The organism is Siccibacter colletis, from assembly GCF_000696575.1.
Taxonomy (GTDB): domain Bacteria; phylum Pseudomonadota; class Gammaproteobacteria; order Enterobacterales; family Enterobacteriaceae; genus Siccibacter; species Siccibacter colletis.
The window spans coordinates 209,296-229,067 of sequence record NZ_JMSQ01000005.1; the positions used below are offsets into that span (position 1 = coordinate 209,296).

A 19,772-nucleotide genomic window follows, 5' to 3' on the forward strand; every position below is an offset into this window, starting at 1 on the left:
TATTGCCTGCTATCCCAGTCTCTTCGGGGTTGAAGAGCATAAGAAACAGGAGCTACAGGCATGGGCACCACGACAATGGGTGTTAAGCTGGATGACGCGACGCGCGAACGTATTAAAGCGGCGGCATCAAAAATCGATCGCACGCCGCACTGGCTGATCAAGCAGGCGATTTTCAATTATCTTGAACGACTTGAAAGTAACGACGGCGTGCCGGAACTGCCTGCCCTGCAGGCAGGCGCAGGCGCAGAAGCGGAAGATGCGCAGTCCGCGCTGCCCGACGAGCCGCACCAACCGTTCCTCGATTTTGCCGAGCAAATTCTGCCGCAGTCGGTAACCCGCGCTGCCATTACCGCCGCCTGGCGTCGTCCGGAAACCGATGCCGTCTCCATGCTGCTGGAGCAGGCCCGCCTGCCGCAGGACGTAGCGGAAAAAACCCATAAGCTCGCCTGGAATCTTGCCGATAAGCTGCGCAGCCAGAAAACCGCCACTGGCCGTGCCGGGATGGTGCAGAGCCTGCTGCAGGAGTTCTCGCTCTCTTCCCAGGAAGGCGTGGCGCTGATGTGTCTGGCGGAAGCCCTGCTGCGTATTCCTGATAAGGCCACCCGCGACGCCCTGATCCGCGACAAAATCAGCACCGGCAACTGGCAGTCCCATATCGGGCGCAGCGCCTCGCTGTTCGTTAACGCTGCCACCTGGGGGCTGCTGTTTACCGGGCGCCTGGTGTCTACCCACAACGAAGCCAGCCTGTCGCGCTCCCTGAACCGCATCATCGGCAAGAGCGGCGAACCGCTGATCCGCAAAGGCGTGGATATGGCGATGCGTCTGATGGGCGAGCAGTTCGTTACCGGGGAGACCATCGCCGAAGCGCTGGCTAACGCCCGCAAGCTGGAAGACAAAGGTTTCCGCTACTCTTACGATATGCTGGGCGAAGCGGCGCTCACCGCAGCCGATGCCCAGGCCTATCTGGTATCGTATCAGCAGGCGATCCACGCCATCGGCAAAGCCTCCAACGGACGCGGCATCTATGAAGGGCCTGGCATCTCCATCAAGCTGTCGGCGCTGCACCCGCGCTACAGCCGCGCCCAGTACGATCGCGTGATGGAGGAGCTGTACCCGCGCCTGAAATCCCTGACCCTGCTGGCGCGCCAGTATGATATCGGTATCAACATCGACGCCGAAGAGGCCGACCGGCTGGAGATCTCTCTCGATCTGCTGGAGAAACTCTGCTTCGAGCCGGAGCTGGCGGGCTGGAATGGCATCGGGTTCGTTATCCAGGCCTACATGAAGCGCTGCCCGTTCGTGATTGATTACCTGATCGATCTCGCGACCCGCAGCCGTCGCCGCCTGATGATCCGTCTGGTGAAAGGCGCCTACTGGGACAGCGAGATCAAACGCGCCCAGATGGAAGGCCTTGAGGGCTATCCGGTCTACACCCGCAAGGTCTACACCGATATCTCCTATCTGGCCTGTGCGAAAAAACTGCTGGCGGTGCCGAACCTTATCTATCCGCAGTTCGCGACCCACAATGCCCACACCCTGTCCGCTATCTATAACCTCGCCGGGCAGAACTACTATCCGGGTCAGTATGAGTTCCAGTGCCTGCACGGCATGGGCGAACCGCTGTACGAGCAGGTGGTAGGTAAAGTGGCTGAAGGCAAGCTTAACCGTCCGTGCCGCATCTATGCCCCGGTGGGCACCCACGAGACGCTGCTGGCCTACCTGGTACGCCGTCTGCTGGAGAACGGGGCCAACACCTCGTTTGTGAACCGCATCGCCGACGCCACCCTGCCGCTGGATGAGCTGGTGGCTGACCCGGTGCAGGCGGTGGAAAAACTGGCGGCCCAGGAGGGCCAGGCCGGAGTTCCCCATCCGAAAATTCCGCTGCCGCGTGACCTGTACGGCAGCGAGCGCGTCAACTCCGCCGGGCTGGATCTGGCGAACGAACACCGTCTGGCCTCGCTCTCCTCTGCCCTGCTGAGCAGCGCGGCGCAGAAATGGGAAGCGAAACCGATGCTGGAAGCGCCGGTGGCAGACGCGGAGATGACCCCGGTGATTAACCCGGCAGAGCCGGGCGACATTGTGGGTTACACCCGTGAAACCAGCGCGGAAGAAGTGAGCCTGGCGCTGGATAACGCCGTGAACAGCGCGCCAATCTGGTTTGCGACGCCGCCGCAGGAGCGTGCTGCCATCCTGGAGCGCGCCGCGGTGCTGATGGAAGACCAGCTGCAGACGCTGATCGGCATTCTGGTACGCGAAGCCGGAAAAACCTTCAGCAACGCCATCGCCGAAGTACGCGAAGCGGTGGACTTCCTGCACTACTACGCCGCCCAGGTGCGTGAAGATTTTGATAACGAGACCCACCGTCCGCTCGGCCCGGTAGTCTGTATCAGCCCGTGGAACTTCCCGCTGGCTATCTTCACCGGCCAGATTGCCGCCGCACTGGCGGCAGGTAACAGCGTACTGGCGAAGCCCGCAGAGCAGACGCCGCTCATTGCCGCGCAGGGCGTAGCGATCCTGCTGGAAGCCGGTGTGCCGCCGGGGGTAGTTCAGCTGCTGCCGGGCCGCGGCGAGACCGTTGGCGCAGCGTTGACCGGAGATGAGCGCGTGCGGGCGGTAATGTTCACCGGCTCCACCGATGTAGCCACCCTGCTGCAGCGCAACATCGCGACCCGTCTCGATCCGCAGGGGCGTCCGACACCGCTTATCGCCGAAACCGGCGGGATGAACGCCATGATCGTTGACTCCTCGGCGCTCACCGAACAGGTGGTGGTGGATGTTGTGTCCTCGGCGTTCGACAGCGCCGGTCAGCGCTGCTCGGCACTACGCGTGCTCTGCCTGCAGGAGGAGATCGCCGACCACACCCTGACGATGCTGCGCGGGGCAATGGCGGAGTGCCGCATGGGCAATCCGGGCCGCATCACCACCGATATCGGGCCGGTGATCGATGCCGAGGCCAAAACCAACATTGAGCGTCATATTCAGGCGATGCGCGCCAAAGGCCGTACCGTGTTCCAGGCGGTACGCGAAAACAGCGCGGATGCCAAAGAGTGGCAGACCGGCACTTTTGTGCCGCCAACCCTGATTGAGCTGGAAAGCTTTGACGAGCTGAAAAAAGAGGTGTTCGGGCCGGTGCTGCACGTGGTGCGCTACTCCCGTAACCAGCTTGAGAGCCTGATGAAGCAGATCAACGCGGCGGGCTATGGCCTGACGCTGGGGGTGCATACCCGCATCGACGAAACCATCGCTCAGGTGACCGGGTCTGCACACGTCGGCAACCTCTACGTGAACCGCAACATGGTCGGTGCCGTGGTGGGCGTGCAGCCGTTCGGCGGCGAAGGGCTATCCGGTACCGGACCCAAAGCCGGCGGGCCGCTCTATCTCTATCGCCTGCTGGCCAGCCGCCCGGACGATGCGCTGCAAACCACGCTGAGCCGTCACGACAGCCAGCGCAGCGTTGACGCGCAGGTGAAAGCCGCGCTCCAGCAGCCGCTGGAGGCGCTGGTGAACTGGGCGGCGGATCGCCCGGCGCTGAAGGCCCTGTGCACACGCTTTGGCGAACTGGCGCAGGCCGGTACCCAGCGCGTACTGCCCGGCCCCACCGGGGAGCGCAACACCTTTATTCTGCTGCCGCGCGAGCGCGTACTTTGCCTTGCTGACAACGAAGAGGATGCGCTGGTTCAGCTCGCCGCCTGCTGTGCAGTCGGCAGCATGGTGCTGTGGCCGGAGGACGATCTGCATCGCCAGCTGGCGAAGCAGCTGCCGCCTGCGGTCAGCGCGCGCATCAGTCATGCCCGTCCGGATAGCCTGCTGAATATGCCGTTTGACGCTGTCATCTATCACGGCGATTCCGATCAGCTGCGCACCCTGTGCGAGCAGGTCGCGGCCCGCGAGGGGGCAATCGTCTCGGTACAGGGCTTCGCCCGCGGCGAAACCAACCTGCTGCTGGAGCGCCTCTACCTGGAGCGTTCCCTGAGCGTGAACACCGCCGCCGCCGGCGGTAACGCGAGCCTGATGACAATCGGGTAAGGCTTCGCTACTCTGACAAGGCTCCTGCAACGGAGCCTTTTTTTATGGAGATGCACAATGAAAACGATCGCCCCTCTTTTGCTGACGGGTCTGTTAATCAGCGGTACGGCGCTGGCTGATGACTGCGAAAATGCATCCACTCAACTGGAGCTGAACCAGTGCGCTGCTGGCGAGTATCAGCAGGCGGATAAAACCCTGAACGCGACGTACAAGAAAGTGATGGCGCGCGCCAGCGAAGAGCAGCGCGAGATGCTGAAGCAGGCGCAAAACGCCTGGCTGAAAGTGCGCGACGCGGACTGCACCTTTATCAGCTCGGGCGTGGAAGGCGGCAGCGTACAGCCGATGATCCACAGCCAGTGTCTGGCGGACAAAACCAACGAGCGGAACGCGTTTCTTGACTCGCTGATGCAGTGCGAAGAAGGCGATTTAAGCTGCCCGCTGCCGCCGCAGGGGTGATCAGCGCACGCGGATCCCTTCGATGATCATGCGCTGGACGTTGGCAACCGTCCGGCTGAAAAACGCCTCATCCTGCAACGTTACCCCGCTCACGGCCTCCACCTGGGTGGCGAAATCAGCGTAGTGCTGCGTCGTCGCCCAGATCATGAAGATCAGCGCGTGGGCGTCCACCGGCCCCAGTTGGCCGCGCGTTACCCAGCCGTCGATGATCGCGGTTTTCTCATCTATCAGCGCTTTCAGATCGCCGGTCAGCTCAGCCATCAGCAGCGGCGCACCCTGCAGCATCTCAAGGCAGAACAGCCGTGACGCCTGCGGGTAATCGCGAGATACCTCCAGCTTCAGCCGGATGTATTCCCCGATAGCCGCCAGCGGCTGCAGATCGCTGCGAAACGCTTTTAGCGGTGCCAGCCAGATATCAAGAATTTGTTTGAGGACGGCGACGTACAGCGCCTCTTTTGAGGGGTAGTAGTAGAGGAGATTGGTTTTCGAAATGCCCGCGCCTTCTGCGACCCGTTCAAGGCTGGTGCCGTGCAGGCCAAACTGGGAAAACAGCGCCAGCGCTGCGTCGAGAATAGCCCCTTTTTTTGCAGCCGTCGCCGCGCCGCGCTTACTGCCTGCTTTTTTTGCGCCTGATGACATGCGCTGACTCCCTGATGTGTTTCGAAAAGCATAGCAAAAGCCAGACGGTGAGACGACGGCTTATCCATTATTAAACGTGGCGGAAGTTGAGCGAATCATCAGGGGGATAATCAGAAAAGAAAAACAATTAAGCGGGAGACAAACAAAAACCGCCGGGATAACCCGGCGGCTGGGACGTGGCATCGTATCAGTATTGCTCCACGATGCCTGATTTCACCTGGTCAACGCACGCTAGCTGCTGCGCCCGCCGTGGCTACTTTTGCCCCCTTTTTTCCCAGCTTCTGAGGCGCGTTGCGGGTCATTTTTAAAGTTACCGCCGCTCTGCTGGCCACCTTTACGGCCTGCTTCTGATGCTCTGTCACGATCTTCAGCGAAATTACCTGAACCACCACGATGGTTTGCCATTTCGTACCTCCGGTTGTGTGAAACATTAGTCATCATATTGCATTCAGTAAAAGAGGATTCTTTCACCTCATGACGGCAGGTGATGCATTATCGCCGCCACGTGAACTAATCCTGGCGCAACCCACGTAATCCGCCAGTCGGCGTTAATATTCTGCAACATCAAATTGCCCGATTCGTTGATTTTTCCGCGTCACGATTCATAAGCGATTCTTATCATTATTAAATTACGGCGTCAGGAAAATGTTTCTGAGTGCAACAACCAGACGGTAGCCAGATAAACCCTAATTATTTCAATTATTCAGCCATTTTTTTGGCACTCCTGGCGGAACGTCATATCTTTAAATGAGCGCAGCGCACTGCTGCCCCCTTAATGCAACGCAGGAGAGAGCTGATGGCGAAGATTCTGGTGCTTTATTATTCCATGTACGGACACGTCGAGACGATGGCGCGTGCGGTAGCAGAAGGCGCGGAAAAGGTTACGGGTGCGGAAGTGACCATCAAGCGCGTTCCGGAAACCATGCCGGAAGACCTGTTCACTAAATCCGGCGGCAAAGCCCAAAACATTCCGGTAGCAACGCCGCAGGAGCTGGCTGATTACGATGCCATCATCTTCGGCACGCCAACCCGTTTCGGCAATATGTCGGGCCAGATGCGTACCTTCCTCGACCAGACCGGTGGCCTGTGGGCGTCCGGTGCGCTGCATGGAAAAATTGCCAGCGTCTTCAGCTCTACCGGCACCGGCGGCGGGGAAGAACTCACCATCACGTCAACATGGACTACCCTTGCACATCACGGGATGGTAATTGTGCCGATCGGATACGGCACTAAAGAGCTGTTTGATATTTCACAGGTCCGCGGTGGCACCCCCTACGGTGCCACCACTATCGCTGGCGGGGACGGTTCTCGTCAGCCGAGCCAGGAAGAGCTGGCCATTGCCCGCTATCAGGGTGAGTACGTTGCGGATCTGACGGTAAAACTTAAGGGCTAACTGAAATCACAGGAGATAACTATGCCAACACAAGAGTCGAAAGCACATCGCGTCGGTGAATGGGCGACGCTTCGCAATACATCCCCTGAGATCGCAGAAGCGATTTTCGAGCTGGCGGATTACGATGAAGTCCTGGCGGAGAAAATCTGGGAAGAAGGCAGCGATGAAGTGCTGATCGAAGCCTTTAAGAAAACCGATAAGGACTCGCTGTTCTGGGGCGAGCAGACCATCGAACGTAAAAACGTTTGACGGTGTGAAAAAAAAGCGGGGCTAATCCCCGCTTTTTTTATTTTGCGACGCTGATGGTATATTTCAGCAGGTCAAAGCCGACCAGGCTGTCAGGCAGCATATCTGCCGGATACATGTCCGAGGCAAAACTGTAGACCTCGATTATTCCGCCTTTTTTTGCCATCTCGATTGCCTGTTTGAGCATGTAAGGTACTGAATCGTTGAACACCACCGGGAAAGTTTTCTGCGGTGCCACGGTTCGGCCATCAAGCCAGGCCTGGGTAAGCGTTACTTTTAGTTTGTCATCCTGTTTAACTGCCCTTCCGCCCTTTTTCTTCTCCACAAAGAACATAGTGCGGTTTTGTTTGAGCACGTTTTTTCCCGCCAGCGTGGACTGCAGCGTAGCGTAGCCGCGATCGTAAGCCGCTTTCTCTTTTGCCGACATTTTTTCTGCCAGCGCCTCGTAGTTTTCATCCAGCTGCTTTGCGTTCATCTGGCTGGTGCCAGTGATGCTGTCATTCACCCCGGCCAGTAGTGCGGTTTTATCTACTTCAAGTCCAAGGGCTTTTTGTAGCTTAAGCGACTTTTCAATGCCTTCTGAGAGAATGATCCCCGCCGCATACGAATGACGCTGCAGTGGTGTGTTAATGCTGGCCGGCGCAGCTTTTTGTGGCTGGTTGACCTCTTCTGGTTTTGTTTTCAACGCAGCCAGCTCGGCCTTCAGCGCCGTTGCTTCGTCCTGACTGGCTTTCAGGCTGGCCGCACGTTCGTTATCCTTTGCAACAGCTTGTGCCTGCAGATCTGCGTTCTGTTTAGTACGCTCATCCAACTGTTGCTGCAGCGCCGCCAGCTGCTGCGCACTGCTGCTCCCGGCGCTGAGCTGCGATTCGCTCTCTTTGAGTTTTGCGGTCAGGGTTTTGATGTCCTGCTGCGCCGCAGCGAGCTGCTGTTCCATCTCGTCGCGCTGTTTCGCCAGCTGCTGCGCACTGCTGCTCCCGGCGCTGAGCTGCGATTCGCTCTCTTTCAGCTTCGCGGTCAGGGTTTTGATGTCCTGCTGCGCCGCAGCGAGCTGCTGTTCCATCTCGTCGCGCTGCTTAGCCAGCTGCTGCGCGCTGCTGCTTCCGGCGCTGAGCTGGGATTCGCTCTCTTTGAGTTTTGCGGTCAGGGTTTTGATGTCCTGCTGCGCCGCAGCGAGCGCCTGCTCCATCTCGTCGCGCTGCTTCGCCAGCTGCTGCGCGCTGCTGCTCCCGGCGCTGAGCTGGGATTCGCTCTCTTTGAGTTTTGCGGTCAGGGTTTTGATGTCCTGCTGCGCCGCAGCGAGCTGCTGTTCCATCTCGTCGCGCTGCTTAGCCAGCTGCTGCGCGCTGCTGCTTCCGGTGCTGAGCTGGGATTCGCTCTCTTTCAGCTTCGCGGTCAGGGTTTTGATAGTGTTTTGCGCTGCAGCGAGCTGCTGCTCCATCTCGTCGCGCTGCTTCGCCAGCTGCTGCGCACTGCTGCTCCCGGCGCTGAGCTGGGATTCGCTCTCTTTGAGTTTTGCGGTCAGGGTTTTGATGTCCTGCTGCGCCGCGGCGAGCTGCTGCTCCATCTCGTCGCGCTGCTTAGCCAGCTGCTGCGCGCTGCTGCTCCCGGCGCTGAGCTGGGCATCGCTCTCTTTAAGTTTTGCGGTCAGGGTTTTGATGTCCTGCTGCGCCGCAGCGAGCTGCTGTTCCATCTCGTCGCGCTGCTTAATCAGCTGCTGCGCGCTGCTGTTCCCGGCACTGAGCTGGGATTCGCTCTCTTTGAGTTTTGCGGTCAGGGTTTTGATGTCCTGCTGCGCCGCAGCGAGCTGCTGTTCCATCTCATCGCGCTGCTTAGCCAGCTGCTGCGCGCTGCTGCTCCCGGCGCTGAGCTGCGCATCGCTCTCTTTGAGTTTTGCGGTCAGGGTTTTGATGTCCTGCTGCGCCGCAGCGAGCGCCTGCTCCATCTCGTCGCGCTGCTTCGCCAGCTGCTGCGCGCTGCTGCTCCCGGCGCTGAGCTGGGCCTCGCTCTCTTTCAGTTTTGCGGTCAGGGTTTTGATAGTGTTTTGCGCTGCGGCCAGAGATTTCTCGAGCTCGTCGCGGCGGCCGTTTAACTGTTGTGCCCCGGTGTGCTCGCTCTGAAGTTTTGCCTGAAGCGCTGTCAATTTATCATTGAGGGAGTAGTTTTCCTCCTGTGCTTCCCTCAACGACTCCTCAAGCTCACTGTGCCGGGCTTCCATACGCTCAACAGCATCCGCCCGTGAACCTGATGTTTTCTGTGCCTGGATTAACTGAGCACTAAGCGCTTTGTTATTTGCCTGCTCAGTTGCCAGCGCCTTTTCCAGCTCGCGGCGGCGCGCGTCATCCTGCCGTTTTCCTGTGGTTGCGTTCGATTCAAACTCGGCGATTTTTTTGCGCAGCGCCTCGTTATCAGCCTTTGCAGCAGCTAAAGATGCCCGCAGAGTAGTTTCCTGCGATTTGACCGTTGCGCCACCGCGTTTCGCGGACGCCAGATCTGCGGCCATCTGCTGATTCTCTTTTTGTAGCGCGCTCAGTTTTTGCTGTAAGCCAGCAGCATCGGTACGCTGCAGCATTAACGCATCCAGACGGGCCTGCAGCGTTCGGTTCTCAATCTGTAGCTGCTGCAACGCCTTATCAGCACCGGCTTTTTGCGGCGGGACGGCGGACTGCTCGCGTTGTTTGATTTTTCGCTGCAGCGTATCGATCTCATGTTGTAGCGCCTCGCGTTCAGCCGCTGCATCGGCACCATCACGCTGGCTTAATTCGGCGACCTGATTTTCCAGCCCGGCGACTTGCTTTTTGAGCCCATTATTTTGATTACGCAGCCGCTGTAGCTCCTGCTTCGCACCAGGCGCAGTAGATGAGGACGAGCGTGTGGGGACAGCTGGCAGCGGCTTGACTTGCTCAATATCAAGCCCCTGCACAGTCGAGAGGAAGGCGTTGTCCGCCTGGGCTGCAATCGCCTGGCCGAACGGAAATGCAGGCACGACAAGCGCGCCCACGATTATCATGCGGATATGCCAACTTAAGATTTTCATCCCTGCTCCTGCCCGACCATCCTGGCCTTTTAATTACAAAGTAGTGTTTAGTTTGCGCTGATCATGGCGCCTTTCTTCAGCTCTTTTAACAGCAGCTGCGAAATCGTGTTGCAGCTGTCATTCACGCGATACTGATAAAGCGGCGTCATCAGGTCTGTAGTAGATGTTGAGAGCTCACCGGCGATGCTGGCGTATGACTTCGTGGCCCGCAGATTACGATAGAGTTCATCAACGGAGGCGCGATATGCGCCGTTACGCAATTTCGCCAGCTGCTTTGCTTCAACCAGACAGCTGCTCAGACGGGCTTTAGTCGCCGGATCGACCTGCGCACTTCCTGCAGTTACGGTGCTTTCACTACCAGCCAGTGCTGGTTGTGGAAGCGGAGAAGACGTGGCAGAAGCGGTACGGGCGGGTGTGGTGCTGGAAGAGGCATGGGTTACCGCAGGTTTCGGCGTTGACTGACGGGATGCCGATGACGTGGAACTGCCAGTATGTGCGCACCCGGTCGCAGCTAACGCCAGTACCATCGCAAGCATTTTTATTTTCATCGTTAAAATGTTCCCTTCGACCCTATTTGCAATAGACGCAACAGTCACAAATGCGATAGCGCATTTGTGACTGAAAACCAACATCAGATTTAATTAAAGCCAGCTAACTCGTTGAAATGTGGTGCTTCTGGTTATACTAATACAAACATATAACATTCAGGTAGTTACTGAAGGCAAAAGATAACCTGGCGCCCTGGCAAAAACAATGCCGATATTATTAAAATAGTAAACTATCAGATTTGTTTTACATTTTCTCCGGCCTGGAAATTATGGCGCAGGCGGATATTGGTATTCCCGGCAGCCAGAATACATCGCTTCACAGTTAAATATCTATTATTTGATAAGTAATAATTAACAATGCTGTCGAGTGAGAAATTAATTTTTAATAATTTGCTGTGATCTACTCCTCAGAATGAAAATAAACTTAATTTTTCATTATAAGAAACAGAGGGTAATGAGCAGACAATAAAACGGAGAGGGAAAGCAGAAAAGAAAAAGGGCCTGACATAATGTCAGGCCCTTTTCCGCATCTGGCGGAAGCGCAGAGATTCGAACTCTGGAACCCTTTCGGGTCGCCGGTTTTCAAGACCGGTGCCTTCAACCGCTCGGCCACACTTCCGGAATGACGCGAACTATAAACATCCCGTGCCTGCCTGTAAAGCCCGAATATGTTCAATCGCTTTAAAAACAGTCAAATCACAGTTAATCGGCTGAAATTGAAACAATATGCTCAGTTTAACAACAGATTCGGCGGGCCTTTCACCCGCCGTCATCCGGTTAATGCGCTTTGATGTACAGGTCTTTGGTTGCAAAGCGCCCCATCGCATCCGGAGCAAAGCCGCCAACATACGGCTTCACCAGTTGGGAACGCACATAATGGTAGACCGGTATCGCGGGCACATCAGTACTGAGGATATCCTCTGCCTGCTGATAATATTTGCCGCGCGTCGCGCTGTCCGTCGCTTTCGCCGCATTCAACAGCGTCTCGTCGTAAGCCGGATTAGCGTAAAGCGAGGTATTTTCGCTGTTGCCGGTGCGGAAGTTGTTCAGGAATGTCGAGGCGTCATCGTAATCGGCAATCCACGCGTAGCGCACCGCATCAAAGTTACCGGTGTGCATGGTGTCCAGCATGGTTTTCCACTCCTGATTTTGCAGCACGGCCTCCACGCCAAGATTCTTCTTCCACATTGAGCTGGCAGCAATGGCGATACGCTGATGAGATTCCATGGTGTTGTAGAGCAGATTAAACTTCAGCGGGTGTGACTCATTAAAACCGGCCTCGTTCAGCAGGCGTTTCGCCTCAGCGAGACGTTTATCCCGCGGCCAGCTGGCGTAGTCAGGATTTTTCAGCGTGATACCGCCAATTTCAGGCTGGCTTATCAGCCATGCCGGACGCTGCCCCTGCCCCAGCACTTTTTCAGCGATGATGTCTTTATCAAGGCCCATATTCAGCGCGCGACGCACCCGGGGATCGTTGAACGGCGCTTTGGTGGTATTGAACTCGTAGTAATAGGTGGCGAGCTGCGGATCGGTATGCACTTCGCTGCCCAGAGACTTCTTCAGCTGGGCGTACTGGTTCAGCGGCACGCTGTAGGTAATATCAATCTCACCCGCTTTATAACGATTCACGTCTGCGGTCTGAGAGGTGACCGCCAGCCAGGTCACTTTATTAATCACCGTATGCGCATTGTCCCAGTAGCGCGTGTTGCGCTCACCCACGACACGTTCATTCACTTTCCAGTCCACCACGCGATAAGCGCCGCTGCCCACAAAATGTTCCGGACGCGTCCAGCGATCGCCGAAGCGTTCTACCGCGGTTTTATCCACCGGCACCATCGACGGGTGCGCCAGCATATTCAGAAACGCGGCGGTCGGCTGGGTCAGGGTCACTTCAACAGTGTTGTCGTCCAGCGCTTTGACGCCCAGCGTATCGGGTGATTTCTTGCCTTCGGCAATGTCAGCCGCGTTAACAATATGCATACTGCCCGGATAGCTGGCGTAGGGTGAGGCAATGTCCGGGGTGACGAGGCGACGCCAGCTCCACACAACGTCTTCCGCGGTGATGGGTTCGCCGTCAGACCAGGTAACCCCCGGACGCAGATGGAACACCCACACCGTGCCGTCTTTATTTTCCCAGCGCTCAGCGAGACGTGGTTCGATGGTGCCGTCTTTACGCACGGCAATGAGCCCGTCGAAGGTATCAGTGATGATGTTGAACTCGACGTCGCTCTCCACTTTATGCGGGTCGAGCGTCGCCGGTTCACTGCCGTTATTGCGTACCAGCTCCTGCTTCTGCGCAAGTTTTGTGCCCGCCGGCACTTCTGCCGCCTGAACGTTGATGGCCATGACGCCCAGCGCCAGAACCGACACGACGCCTGCACTCCGTTTTCCTTTCATAGATTGCCTTTATAGTTGTGTTGTAGTGTCTCTCATTTCTTAGACCGCTAACTAACCAAAAGCAATGCATTTCATGGGCATATAAGATGTTGATCTGATATTCGATGAAAAAACTCAAAACCGCAGGAATAAACAGTTTCACCCCGGAATATTTTCACTAAGTCACTGAGTAAAGATGGGTAAACCCCCTTTTACCCTTCCCGTCCCGCCCGTATCCTCACAGACTAACTACACCTGTAATGAGAGAGTGACGATATGGATCGCTTAATTACTTCCTCACGCGACAGCGCATCGCTGCTGAGCACCCATAAAGTTCTGCGCAATACCTATTTTCTGCTCAGCCTGACGCTGGCATTTTCCGCCCTGACGGCGACCGCAAGCACCCTGCTGGCGCTGCCTTCTCCTGGCCTGATTATTACGCTGGTGGGTATGTACGGCCTGATGTTCCTGACTTACCGTCTGGCCAATAAACCGACCGGTATCATCGCCGCCTTTGCTTTCACCGGTTTCCTGGGTTACATCCTCGGGCCGATGCTGAACACTTATCTCTCGGCTGGCATGGGTGATGTGATTGCCCTGGCGCTGGGCGGTACGGCGCTGGTGTTCTTCTCCTGCTCGGCCTACGTACTGACTACCCGTAAGGACATGTCCTTCCTTGGCGGTATGCTGATGGCGGGTATCGTGGTGGTGCTGGTCGGTATGGTGGCAAATATTTTCCTGCAGCTGCCGGCGCTTCATCTGGCCATCAGTGCGGTGTTTATCCTGATCTCTACCGGCGCAATCCTGTTTGAGACCAGCAACATCATCCACGGCGGGGAAACCAACTACATTCGCGCCACGGTAAGCCTGTACGTATCCATCTACAACATCTTCGTCAGCCTGCTGAGCATTCTGGGCTTCGCAAGCCGCGATTAACCCTTCCGGGTTGCGCGCCCGAAAGTAAAACAGGCACTGCCGCTGCTCGTCAGCCAGTGCCTGTTTTTTTACCGCTTTTGGCTCTCCCCCACGCTTTTGTTACACTGCCGCCAGTTTTACTATTCAGATGAGTGCGTATGTTAACGTTTGAAGGCAACACCTTTGAAACCGATGGCGAAGGCTATCTCAAGGACTTTAACGCGTGGAGCGAAGGCCTGGCGGAGGTCATCGCCGGGAATGAGGCAATTACCCTGACGCCGGAACACTGGGAGGTGGTGCGCTTTGTGCGTAACTTCTATCAGGAGTTCAACACCTCGCCGGCGATTCGCATGCTGGTGAAGGCCATGGCGCAAAAATTTGGTGAAGAAAAAGGCAACAGCCGCTATCTCTATCGCCTGTTTCCGAAAGGCCCGGCCAAACAGGCCACCAAAATTGCCGGCCTGCCGAAACCGGTGAAGTGTATTTAATAGCGGATCCCGAAGTCGCGCCCGGCTTCTGACGCCTGGCGTGGCTCGGTAAGTACGCGGTCAACCTGCGCGCTGCGCGGCCCGCCCGCTTTCAGCCAGGCGATAAGTTCTTCAACCTTGTCCTGTTCACCGCAGATCAGCACTTCCACGCTGCCATCATCCAGATTTTTTGCATAACCGGTTAATCCGAGGCGTTTCGCCTCATGCTGTGTGCTGTAGCGAAACCCCACGCCCTGCACGCGGCCATGAACCCAGGCTATGGTACATACTGTAGTCATCTCGTTTTTCTCCTGCTGGTGAGGCCGCGTTGCATTTCCCGGCTGAAGTCGGGAGAATGGCGCCCATTTTCGATTAAGAGCAGCATAGCAAATTATGAGTGTACGTTTAGTGTTAGCCAAAGGGCGCGAGAAGTCGTTACTGCGCCGCCACCCGTGGGTGTTTTCTGGTGCCGTCGCCCGTCTGGAAGGCAAAGCGGGTCTCGGGGAAACCGTGGATATTGTCGACCATCAGGGCAAGTGGCTGGCACGCGGCGCATACTCGCCGTCGTCACAGATCCGGGCGCGCGTCTGGACCTTCGACAAAAACGAAACCATTGATATCGCCTTCTTTACCCGCCGTCTGCAGCAGGCTCAGCAGTGGCGCGACTGGCTGGCGGAAAAAGACGGGCTGGACAGCTACCGTCTGATTGCCGGGGAATCCGACGGCCTGCCGGGCATCACCATTGACCGCTTCGGTAACTTCCTCGTGCTACAACTGCTCTCTGCGGGGGCTGAATACCAGCGTCCGGCGCTGCTGAGTGCGCTGGGTTCGCTTTACCCTGAATGCGCCATCTATGACCGCTCAGACGTAGCGGTGCGTAAAAAAGAGGGGCTGGAGCTGACGCAGGGGCCGGTAAGCGGCGAGCTGCCGCCAGACCTGCTGCCTATTGAAGAGCACGGCATGAAGCTGCTGGTGGATATCAAGGGCGGCCACAAAACCGGCTACTATCTCGATCAGCGCGACAGCCGTTTCGCGACTCGTCGCTACGTGCAGGATAAGCGCGTGCTGAACTGCTTCTCCTATACCGGCGGTTTCGCCGTTTCGGCCCTGATGGGCGGTTGCCGCCAGGTGGTGAGCGTCGATACGTCTCAGGAAGCGCTGGATATCGCGCGTAAAAACGTGGAGCTGAACCAGCTGGATCTCAGTAAAGCCGATTTCGTGCGTGACGACGTGTTTAAGCTGCTGCGCAAATACCGCGACCAGGGCGAAACCTTTGATGTGATCGTCATGGACCCGCCTAAATTTGTCGAAAACAAGAATCAGCTGATGGGTGCCTGCCGCGGTTACAAAGACATCAATATGCTCGCGATTCAGTTGCTTAACCCGGGCGGCGTGCTGATGACCTACTCCTGCTCTGGCCTGATGACCACCGATTTATTCCAGAAAATCATCGCTGACGCCGCTGTAGATGCCGGTCGTGATGTACAATTTATAGAGCAGTTCCGTCAGGCTGCGGATCACCCGGTGATCGCGCCCTACCCGGAAGGACTCTATCTGAAAGGGTTTGCCTGTCGCGTCATGTAACTTGAAATGAGAAAAATTGCCCGCATATCTTTTGCAGTGCAATTTTTCCCGGGAGGTGACTATGAATGCCAGCAAATTCGGTATCGGCCAACAGGTTCGTCACTCGCTGTTGGGTTATCTGGGCGTCGTGGTCGATATCGACCCCGAGTACTCCCTGGATGAGCCAGAAGAGGACGATCTGGCAGTCAACGCCGATCTGCGTGCTGCGCCCTGGTATCACGTGGTGATGGAAGACGATGACGGCGAACCCGTCCACACGTACCTGGCAGAAGCGCAACTGAGCGGTGAGCCTCAGGATGAACACCCTGAACAGCCTTCACTCGATGAACTCGCTCGCACCATACGTCAACAGTTACAGGCTCCGCGCCTGCGTAACTAAAAAAACCCGGCTGACGCCGGGTTTTTTATTAGCGGCTCAGGCCCAGCCGTGGAATTTCAATCGCCGGGCATTTATCCATCACCACCTTCAGCCCCGCATCCCGCGCCAGCACCGCCGCCTGATCGTTTATCACGCCAAGCTGTAGCCACAGGGTTTTCGCCCCGATAGCAATCGCTTCCTGCGCCACGCCCCAGGCCGCTTCTGAATTGCGGAATACGTCAACCATGTCCACTTTCTCCGGCACCTCAGCCAGCGTGCCGTAGCCCTGCTGCCCGAGCAGGGTTTTACCCGCCACCTTTGGCGACACCGGGATTACGTGGTACCCCTGGTCAAGCAGATAGGACATCACCCGGTAACTCGGGCGGTCGGGCTTGTCACTGGCACCCACCAGCGCAATGGTGCGCGTCGATTTGAGTATCTCTGCAATATCAGTCTCTTTCATAACGACCTCCGGCGAATAATTCATAAAGTGTATGACATAGCCTCGCGGTGCACCACGTTGTGTGACTGACTGCGCCTCGCGTTTTTTCCCGTTACGGCTTGCAGCAATAATTACTTTCAGTAATCTGTCTGCATCAAATCATTCAGGGAAAAAATATGGAACTGACAACCCGGACGCTGGAACCCCGTAAACACATTGCGCTGGTCGCCCACGATCACTGTAAAGCGCTGCTGATGAAGTGGGTCGAGCGTCATCATGAGATACTTTCCCGCCACACGCTCTATGCTACCGGCACCACCGGCAACCTGATCCAGCGCAACTGCGATCTGAACGTCAACGCGATGCTGAGCGGCCCGATGGGGGGCGATCAGCAGGTTGGCGCGCTGATTGCCGAAGGTAAAATCGATGTGCTGATCTTCTTCTGGGACCCGCTTAACGCCGTGCCGCACGACCCGGATGTAAAAGCCCTGCTGCGCCTGGCAACCGTGTGGAATATTCCCGTGGCGACCAACGTTTCCACTGCCGACCTGATCATCGAATCTGCGCAGTTTAGCCAGAGCATTGAGATTGGCATCCCCGACTATCAGCGCTATTTGTCAGAGCGTCTGAAGTAGCCGCCGCCGTCGCCCTCAGGGTTTGCGGGCGACGGGAACATCAAGCCGTTTGAGAATATCGACAAACGACGACGGCTGCGCTTTATCGAACAGTAACCACACCTTCTGCCTGGCGCGCGTCAGCGCCACGTACAGCAAACGCCGCTCCTCGGCATCGGGAAAATCTTCTGTCTCCGGCAGCAGCGCCTGCTCCATAATTGACTCTCGCGCCGGGGCCGGGAAACCATCCCTGCCCTCACTCAGCCCGAGGATAATGGCGTAGTCCGCCTGCTGGCCTTTGCTGGCGTGGATGGTCATAAAGTCGATATTCAGCTTCGGCCAGCGGGTGGCCGCCTTTTCCAGCGCCGCCGGGCGCAGGTGGTGGTAACGGGCCATCACCAGAATCCGCTCATCGGGTTTTGCATAGCCGCTCAGCTTGTCGAGCAGGGGCTCAAGCTGGTCTTCCCCCAGCAGCGTAACGGCTTTTTTGTCTCCTGCGGTCAGGCTGTTGAGCGGCTTCGTCAGCTGATGAGGGTTTTGCTGAATGAAGCGGTTGGCGATCTCGCCGATGCGGCTGTTGAAACGGTACGTGGTATCCAGCGCCGTCTGGTCCCCCTCGCCAAAATGGTGGCTGAATGCCGTGGTCAGTGAGAGCTGCGCCCCGCTGAAGCGGTAGATAGCCTGCCAGTCATCGCCTACCGCGAACAGCGTGGTGTGCGCATTCTGGCGACGCAGCGCGGCAAGCAGCGCGGCACGCTGGGGCGAGATATCCTGAAACTCATCCACCAGAATATGTTTCCAGGGACTGACGAAACGCCCCTTGTCCAGCACGTTGATCGCCTGATGAATCAATCCGGCAAAATCGACCGCGTTTTCAGCTTTCAGCGCAGTCTTCCAGGCCTTGAGCAGCGGAGCCATTAATTTGACCCGTTTGCCAAACAGATCGCGCACCGCCTCCGGCGCATCGGCAATCATCTGCGCCTGCGCTCCGCCGTGGGTACGCATCAGACCAAGCCAGCGATCGAGCCGCGGAGCAAGGCGCTTGATAACCCCCGCATCCTGCCAGAATTCGCCTTCCGGCAACGTCCATTCCAGTTCCTCTTCCAGCCACTGACGCCAGCCCTTAAGCTGCGCCTTCTTCTCGCGACACTGCGTCTGCCACGCCTCGATCAGCAGCGCGTGGCGGGCTGCAGTGTCGTTTTCCAGCGCCGTCAGGGTCGGCGCTTTACGGCTTCCCTGGCTGATGATATAGAGCGCCAGCGAGTGGAAGGTGCGCGCGGTGATGTCGCTGGTGTGCAGTCGTGAAGCGATGCGCTCATCCATCTCCTGAGCGGCCTTGCGGCCAAATGCCAGCAGCAGGATCTGTTCAGCGTTGGCGTGCTGGCGCAGCAGCAGCCAGCCCGCGCGGGCCACCAGCACCGACGTTTTGCCGCTCCCGGCACCCGCGAGCACCAGCAACGCATCTTCGCCATTCACCACTGCCCTGGCCTGCGCCGGATTGAGCGGGGAACTCTCTACGCTGGTGAAAAAGTCGTCGTAGCGCGCCAGCATCGCAGCGGTATATTCCTGATTATGCGCAGCGCGTCGTTGCTCACTGTCGCTGAGCCACGCCTGGCATTTCTGCCAGGGTTCACGGGTGTTGTCGAATTCGTTCAGTCGCGCCTGAGGCAGCGGCAAGGCTGCGCAAGCCGCCTGAATGCGCTGGGCTATTCCCTCAATATCACGTCGTCTGAGCCACTGCTCTTTGCCGACCAGCTGGTCGATGCCCTCCAGCGCTTCGTTCAGCACCCGGGCAGCGATGTCGCGCATCTCCTGGCTCCAGCTGTTCCACAACGCAGAAAGCTGCTGATAAAAGCGCTGGGTATCAGTCCACTCGGTGCCATGCAAACGCACAACTTTCTCATCCGGCAGCACGAATTCCAGTTCGCCCCAGACCAGACCGCGTTTGCAGTTTATCGCCAGCAACTGATTGAACGGGATCAGATATTCGTGCTTATCGCCGGCCACTTTCACCCCTGCCGTAAGCAGCGTGACGCGATCGTAGGGGTGCTGCGCGAGACGTTTGCCAAGAGACGTTGCTTTGAGTTCCATGTCGATGCCAGAGTAAACGCAAAATGAGCCGTCAGTTTACCCGTCACAGAGATCACGCTCCAGAGCAAAAACGCGTTACAATTGCTGCGGTTAGTGATTTGGCTCAGACGACACGCCGGGGAGGCGATATGCGCACCGTTCTTAATATCCTTAATTTTGTTCTGGGTGGGTTTGCCACCACGCTGTCATGGCTGCTGGCTACACTGGTCAGCATCATCTGTATCGTTACGCTACCGCTTACCCGCTCGTGCTGGGAAATTACTAAACTGTCGCTGGTGCCCTACGGCAATGAACCCATCCACGTTGATGAACTGAACCCGGACAGTAAAAATGTGCTGCTCAACACCGGCGGTACGCTGCTTAACGTGTTATGGGTGATTTTTTTCGGCTGGTGGCTGTGCGTGATGCATATTGTGGTAGGCATTGCCCAGTGCGTTACGCTTATCGGCATCCCGGTGGGCATTGCCAACTTTAAGATTGCCGGCATTGCGCTCTGGCCGGTTGGACGCCGCGTAGTCAGCGTTGAAACCGCACGCGCAGCCCGGGAAGCCAACGCCCGTCGTCGTTTCGGGTAACACAA

General features: G+C 57.3%; 18 protein-coding genes and 1 tRNA gene. 10 read left to right on the top strand and 9 right to left on the bottom strand.

Going from position 1 to position 19,772, the window contains the following annotated elements; translation table 11 throughout:
• The first annotated feature begins 60 nt into the window (after positions 1 to 60).
• Positions 61 to 4,026, top strand: a complete 3,966-nt coding sequence (gene putA, locus ET34_RS0105345) for a trifunctional transcriptional regulator/proline dehydrogenase/L-glutamate gamma-semialdehyde dehydrogenase (protein ID WP_031520101.1) — start codon at positions 61 to 63, stop codon at positions 4,024 to 4,026.
• A 57-nt stretch (positions 4,027 to 4,083) separates the two neighbouring features.
• Positions 4,084 to 4,482, top strand: a complete 399-nt coding sequence (locus ET34_RS0105350; protein ID WP_031520103.1) for a lysozyme inhibitor LprI family protein — start codon at positions 4,084 to 4,086, stop codon at positions 4,480 to 4,482.
• Here the strand turns inward: ET34_RS0105350 and rutR are convergent, their stop codons facing one another.
• Entirely contained in the window at positions 4,483 to 5,121 is a 639-nt protein-coding gene (rutR, locus tag ET34_RS0105355) for an HTH-type transcriptional regulator RutR (protein WP_031520105.1), read from the bottom strand.
• A gap of 231 nt (positions 5,122 to 5,352) precedes the next feature.
• A complete protein-coding gene (locus ET34_RS0105360; protein WP_031520107.1) occupies positions 5,353 to 5,526 on the bottom strand; it encodes a con-10 family general stress protein in 174 nt (57 codons plus the stop codon).
• A gap of 391 nt (positions 5,527 to 5,917) precedes the next feature.
• Between ET34_RS0105360 and wrbA the strand changes: the two genes are divergently transcribed.
• Together wrbA and ET34_RS0105370 are read left to right on the top strand one after the other, a co-directional pair.
• On the top strand, positions 5,918 to 6,514 hold the full coding sequence (wrbA, locus tag ET34_RS0105365; RefSeq protein WP_031520109.1) for an NAD(P)H:quinone oxidoreductase: 597 nt from the start codon (positions 5,918 to 5,920) through the stop codon (positions 6,512 to 6,514).
• 21 nt (positions 6,515 to 6,535) lie between these two features.
• Positions 6,536 to 6,763, top strand: coding sequence for a YccJ family protein (locus ET34_RS0105370; RefSeq protein WP_031520111.1), 228 nt, complete (start codon positions 6,536 to 6,538; stop codon positions 6,761 to 6,763).
• Between the two features lie 37 nt (positions 6,764 to 6,800).
• On the opposite strand, the gene ET34_RS0105375 is transcribed toward ET34_RS0105370, so the two are convergent.
• The 4 genes from ET34_RS0105375 to ET34_RS0105390 all read right to left on the bottom strand — a co-directional run bounded on the left by ET34_RS0105375 (position 6,801) and on the right by ET34_RS0105390 (position 12,691).
• Positions 6,801 to 9,797: an FKBP-type peptidyl-prolyl cis-trans isomerase N-terminal domain-containing protein gene (locus ET34_RS0105375; RefSeq protein WP_031520113.1), complete on the bottom strand. Its 2,997-nt coding sequence runs from the start codon at positions 9,795 to 9,797 to the stop codon at positions 6,801 to 6,803.
• A 47-nt stretch (positions 9,798 to 9,844) separates the two neighbouring features.
• Positions 9,845 to 10,345, bottom strand: a complete 501-nt coding sequence (locus ET34_RS22910) for a hypothetical protein (protein WP_236633818.1) — start codon at positions 10,343 to 10,345, stop codon at positions 9,845 to 9,847.
• 531 nt (positions 10,346 to 10,876) lie between these two features.
• Positions 10,877 to 10,964 (bottom strand) — tRNA-Ser (locus ET34_RS0105385).
• A 158-nt stretch (positions 10,965 to 11,122) separates the two neighbouring features.
• On the bottom strand, positions 11,123 to 12,691 hold the full coding sequence (locus ET34_RS0105390) for an ABC transporter substrate-binding protein (protein WP_413783764.1): 1,569 nt from the start codon (positions 12,689 to 12,691) through the stop codon (positions 11,123 to 11,125).
• Between the two features lie 306 nt (positions 12,692 to 12,997).
• Here ET34_RS0105390 and yccA point away from each other — a divergent pair, with 306 nt between their 5' ends.
• Positions 12,998 to 13,657, top strand: coding sequence for an FtsH protease modulator YccA (gene yccA, locus ET34_RS0105395; RefSeq protein WP_031520118.1), 660 nt, complete (start codon positions 12,998 to 13,000; stop codon positions 13,655 to 13,657).
• Positions 13,658 to 13,794: 137 nt separating this feature from the next.
• Positions 13,795 to 14,124, top strand: coding sequence for a sulfurtransferase TusE (gene tusE / locus ET34_RS0105400; protein ID WP_031520120.1), 330 nt, complete (start codon positions 13,795 to 13,797; stop codon positions 14,122 to 14,124).
• On the opposite strand, the gene yccX is transcribed toward tusE, so the two are convergent.
• Positions 14,121 to 14,402, bottom strand: coding sequence for an acylphosphatase (gene yccX, locus ET34_RS0105405; RefSeq protein WP_031520121.1), 282 nt, complete (start codon positions 14,400 to 14,402; stop codon positions 14,121 to 14,123). The two genes, tusE and yccX, sit on opposite strands and share 4 nt — an antisense overlap.
• A 94-nt stretch (positions 14,403 to 14,496) precedes the next feature.
• Here yccX and rlmI point away from each other — a divergent pair, with 94 nt between their 5' ends.
• Together rlmI and hspQ are read left to right on the top strand one after the other, a co-directional pair.
• Positions 14,497 to 15,687: a 23S rRNA (cytosine(1962)-C(5))-methyltransferase RlmI gene (gene rlmI / locus ET34_RS0105410; RefSeq protein WP_031520123.1), complete on the top strand. Its 1,191-nt coding sequence runs from the start codon at positions 14,497 to 14,499 to the stop codon at positions 15,685 to 15,687.
• A gap of 61 nt (positions 15,688 to 15,748) precedes the next feature.
• Entirely contained in the window at positions 15,749 to 16,066 is a 318-nt protein-coding gene (hspQ, locus tag ET34_RS0105415; protein WP_031520126.1) for a heat shock protein HspQ, read from the top strand.
• Positions 16,067 to 16,094: 28 nt separating this feature from the next.
• On the opposite strand, the gene ET34_RS0105420 is transcribed toward hspQ, so the two are convergent.
• On the bottom strand, positions 16,095 to 16,508 hold the full coding sequence (locus ET34_RS0105420) for a CoA-binding protein (RefSeq protein ID WP_031520128.1): 414 nt from the start codon (positions 16,506 to 16,508) through the stop codon (positions 16,095 to 16,097).
• A gap of 155 nt (positions 16,509 to 16,663) precedes the next feature.
• On the opposite strand from ET34_RS0105420, the gene mgsA reads away from it, so the two are divergent.
• A complete protein-coding gene (mgsA, locus tag ET34_RS0105425) occupies positions 16,664 to 17,122 on the top strand; it encodes a methylglyoxal synthase (protein ID WP_031520130.1) in 459 nt (152 codons plus the stop codon).
• A 15-nt stretch (positions 17,123 to 17,137) separates the two neighbouring features.
• Here the strand turns inward: mgsA and helD are convergent, their stop codons facing one another.
• Complete coding sequence (gene helD / locus ET34_RS0105430) at positions 17,138 to 19,192, bottom strand: DNA helicase IV (RefSeq protein ID WP_031520132.1); 2,055 nt, start codon at positions 19,190 to 19,192, stop codon at positions 17,138 to 17,140.
• 128 nt (positions 19,193 to 19,320) lie between these two features.
• Here helD and ET34_RS0105435 point away from each other — a divergent pair, with 128 nt between their 5' ends.
• Positions 19,321 to 19,767: a YccF domain-containing protein gene (locus tag ET34_RS0105435; protein WP_031520134.1), complete on the top strand. Its 447-nt coding sequence runs from the start codon at positions 19,321 to 19,323 to the stop codon at positions 19,765 to 19,767.
• Positions 19,768 to 19,772 lie beyond the last annotated feature (5 nt).

Bases quoted from the DNA above. Each gene is read 5' to 3' on its own strand.
- ET34_RS0105390 (WP_413783764.1), bottom strand. From the start codon at position 12,691: ATGGCCATCAACGTTCAGGCGGCAGAAGTGCCGGCGGGCACAAAACTT.
- wrbA (WP_031520109.1), top strand. From the start codon at position 5,918: ATGGCGAAGATTCTGGTGCTTTATTATTCCATGTACGGACACGTCGAG.
- yccX (WP_031520121.1), bottom strand. From the start codon at position 14,402: ATGACTACAGTATGTACCATAGCCTGGGTTCATGGCCGCGTGCAGGGC.
- ET34_RS22910 (WP_236633818.1), bottom strand. From the start codon at position 10,345: ATGAAAATAAAAATGCTTGCGATGGTACTGGCGTTAGCTGCGACCGGG.
- ET34_RS0105420 (WP_031520128.1), bottom strand. From the start codon at position 16,508: ATGAAAGAGACTGATATTGCAGAGATACTCAAATCGACGCGCACCATT.
- tusE (WP_031520120.1), top strand. From the start codon at position 13,795: ATGTTAACGTTTGAAGGCAACACCTTTGAAACCGATGGCGAAGGCTAT.
- ET34_RS0105370 (WP_031520111.1), top strand. From the start codon at position 6,536: ATGCCAACACAAGAGTCGAAAGCACATCGCGTCGGTGAATGGGCGACG.
- ET34_RS0105350 (WP_031520103.1), top strand. From the start codon at position 4,084: ATGAAAACGATCGCCCCTCTTTTGCTGACGGGTCTGTTAATCAGCGGT.
- rlmI (WP_031520123.1), top strand. From the start codon at position 14,497: ATGAGTGTACGTTTAGTGTTAGCCAAAGGGCGCGAGAAGTCGTTACTG.
- ET34_RS0105360 (WP_031520107.1), bottom strand. From the start codon at position 5,526: ATGGCAAACCATCGTGGTGGTTCAGGTAATTTCGCTGAAGATCGTGAC.
- hspQ (WP_031520126.1), top strand. From the start codon at position 15,749: ATGAATGCCAGCAAATTCGGTATCGGCCAACAGGTTCGTCACTCGCTG.
- mgsA (WP_031520130.1), top strand. From the start codon at position 16,664: ATGGAACTGACAACCCGGACGCTGGAACCCCGTAAACACATTGCGCTG.
- ET34_RS0105435 (WP_031520134.1), top strand. From the start codon at position 19,321: ATGCGCACCGTTCTTAATATCCTTAATTTTGTTCTGGGTGGGTTTGCC.
- ET34_RS0105375 (WP_031520113.1), bottom strand. From the start codon at position 9,797: ATGAAAATCTTAAGTTGGCATATCCGCATGATAATCGTGGGCGCGCTT.
- putA (WP_031520101.1), top strand. From the start codon at position 61: ATGGGCACCACGACAATGGGTGTTAAGCTGGATGACGCGACGCGCGAA.
- helD (WP_031520132.1), bottom strand. From the start codon at position 19,192: ATGGAACTCAAAGCAACGTCTCTTGGCAAACGTCTCGCGCAGCACCCC.
- yccA (WP_031520118.1), top strand. From the start codon at position 12,998: ATGGATCGCTTAATTACTTCCTCACGCGACAGCGCATCGCTGCTGAGC.
- rutR (WP_031520105.1), bottom strand. From the start codon at position 5,121: ATGTCATCAGGCGCAAAAAAAGCAGGCAGTAAGCGCGGCGCGGCGACG.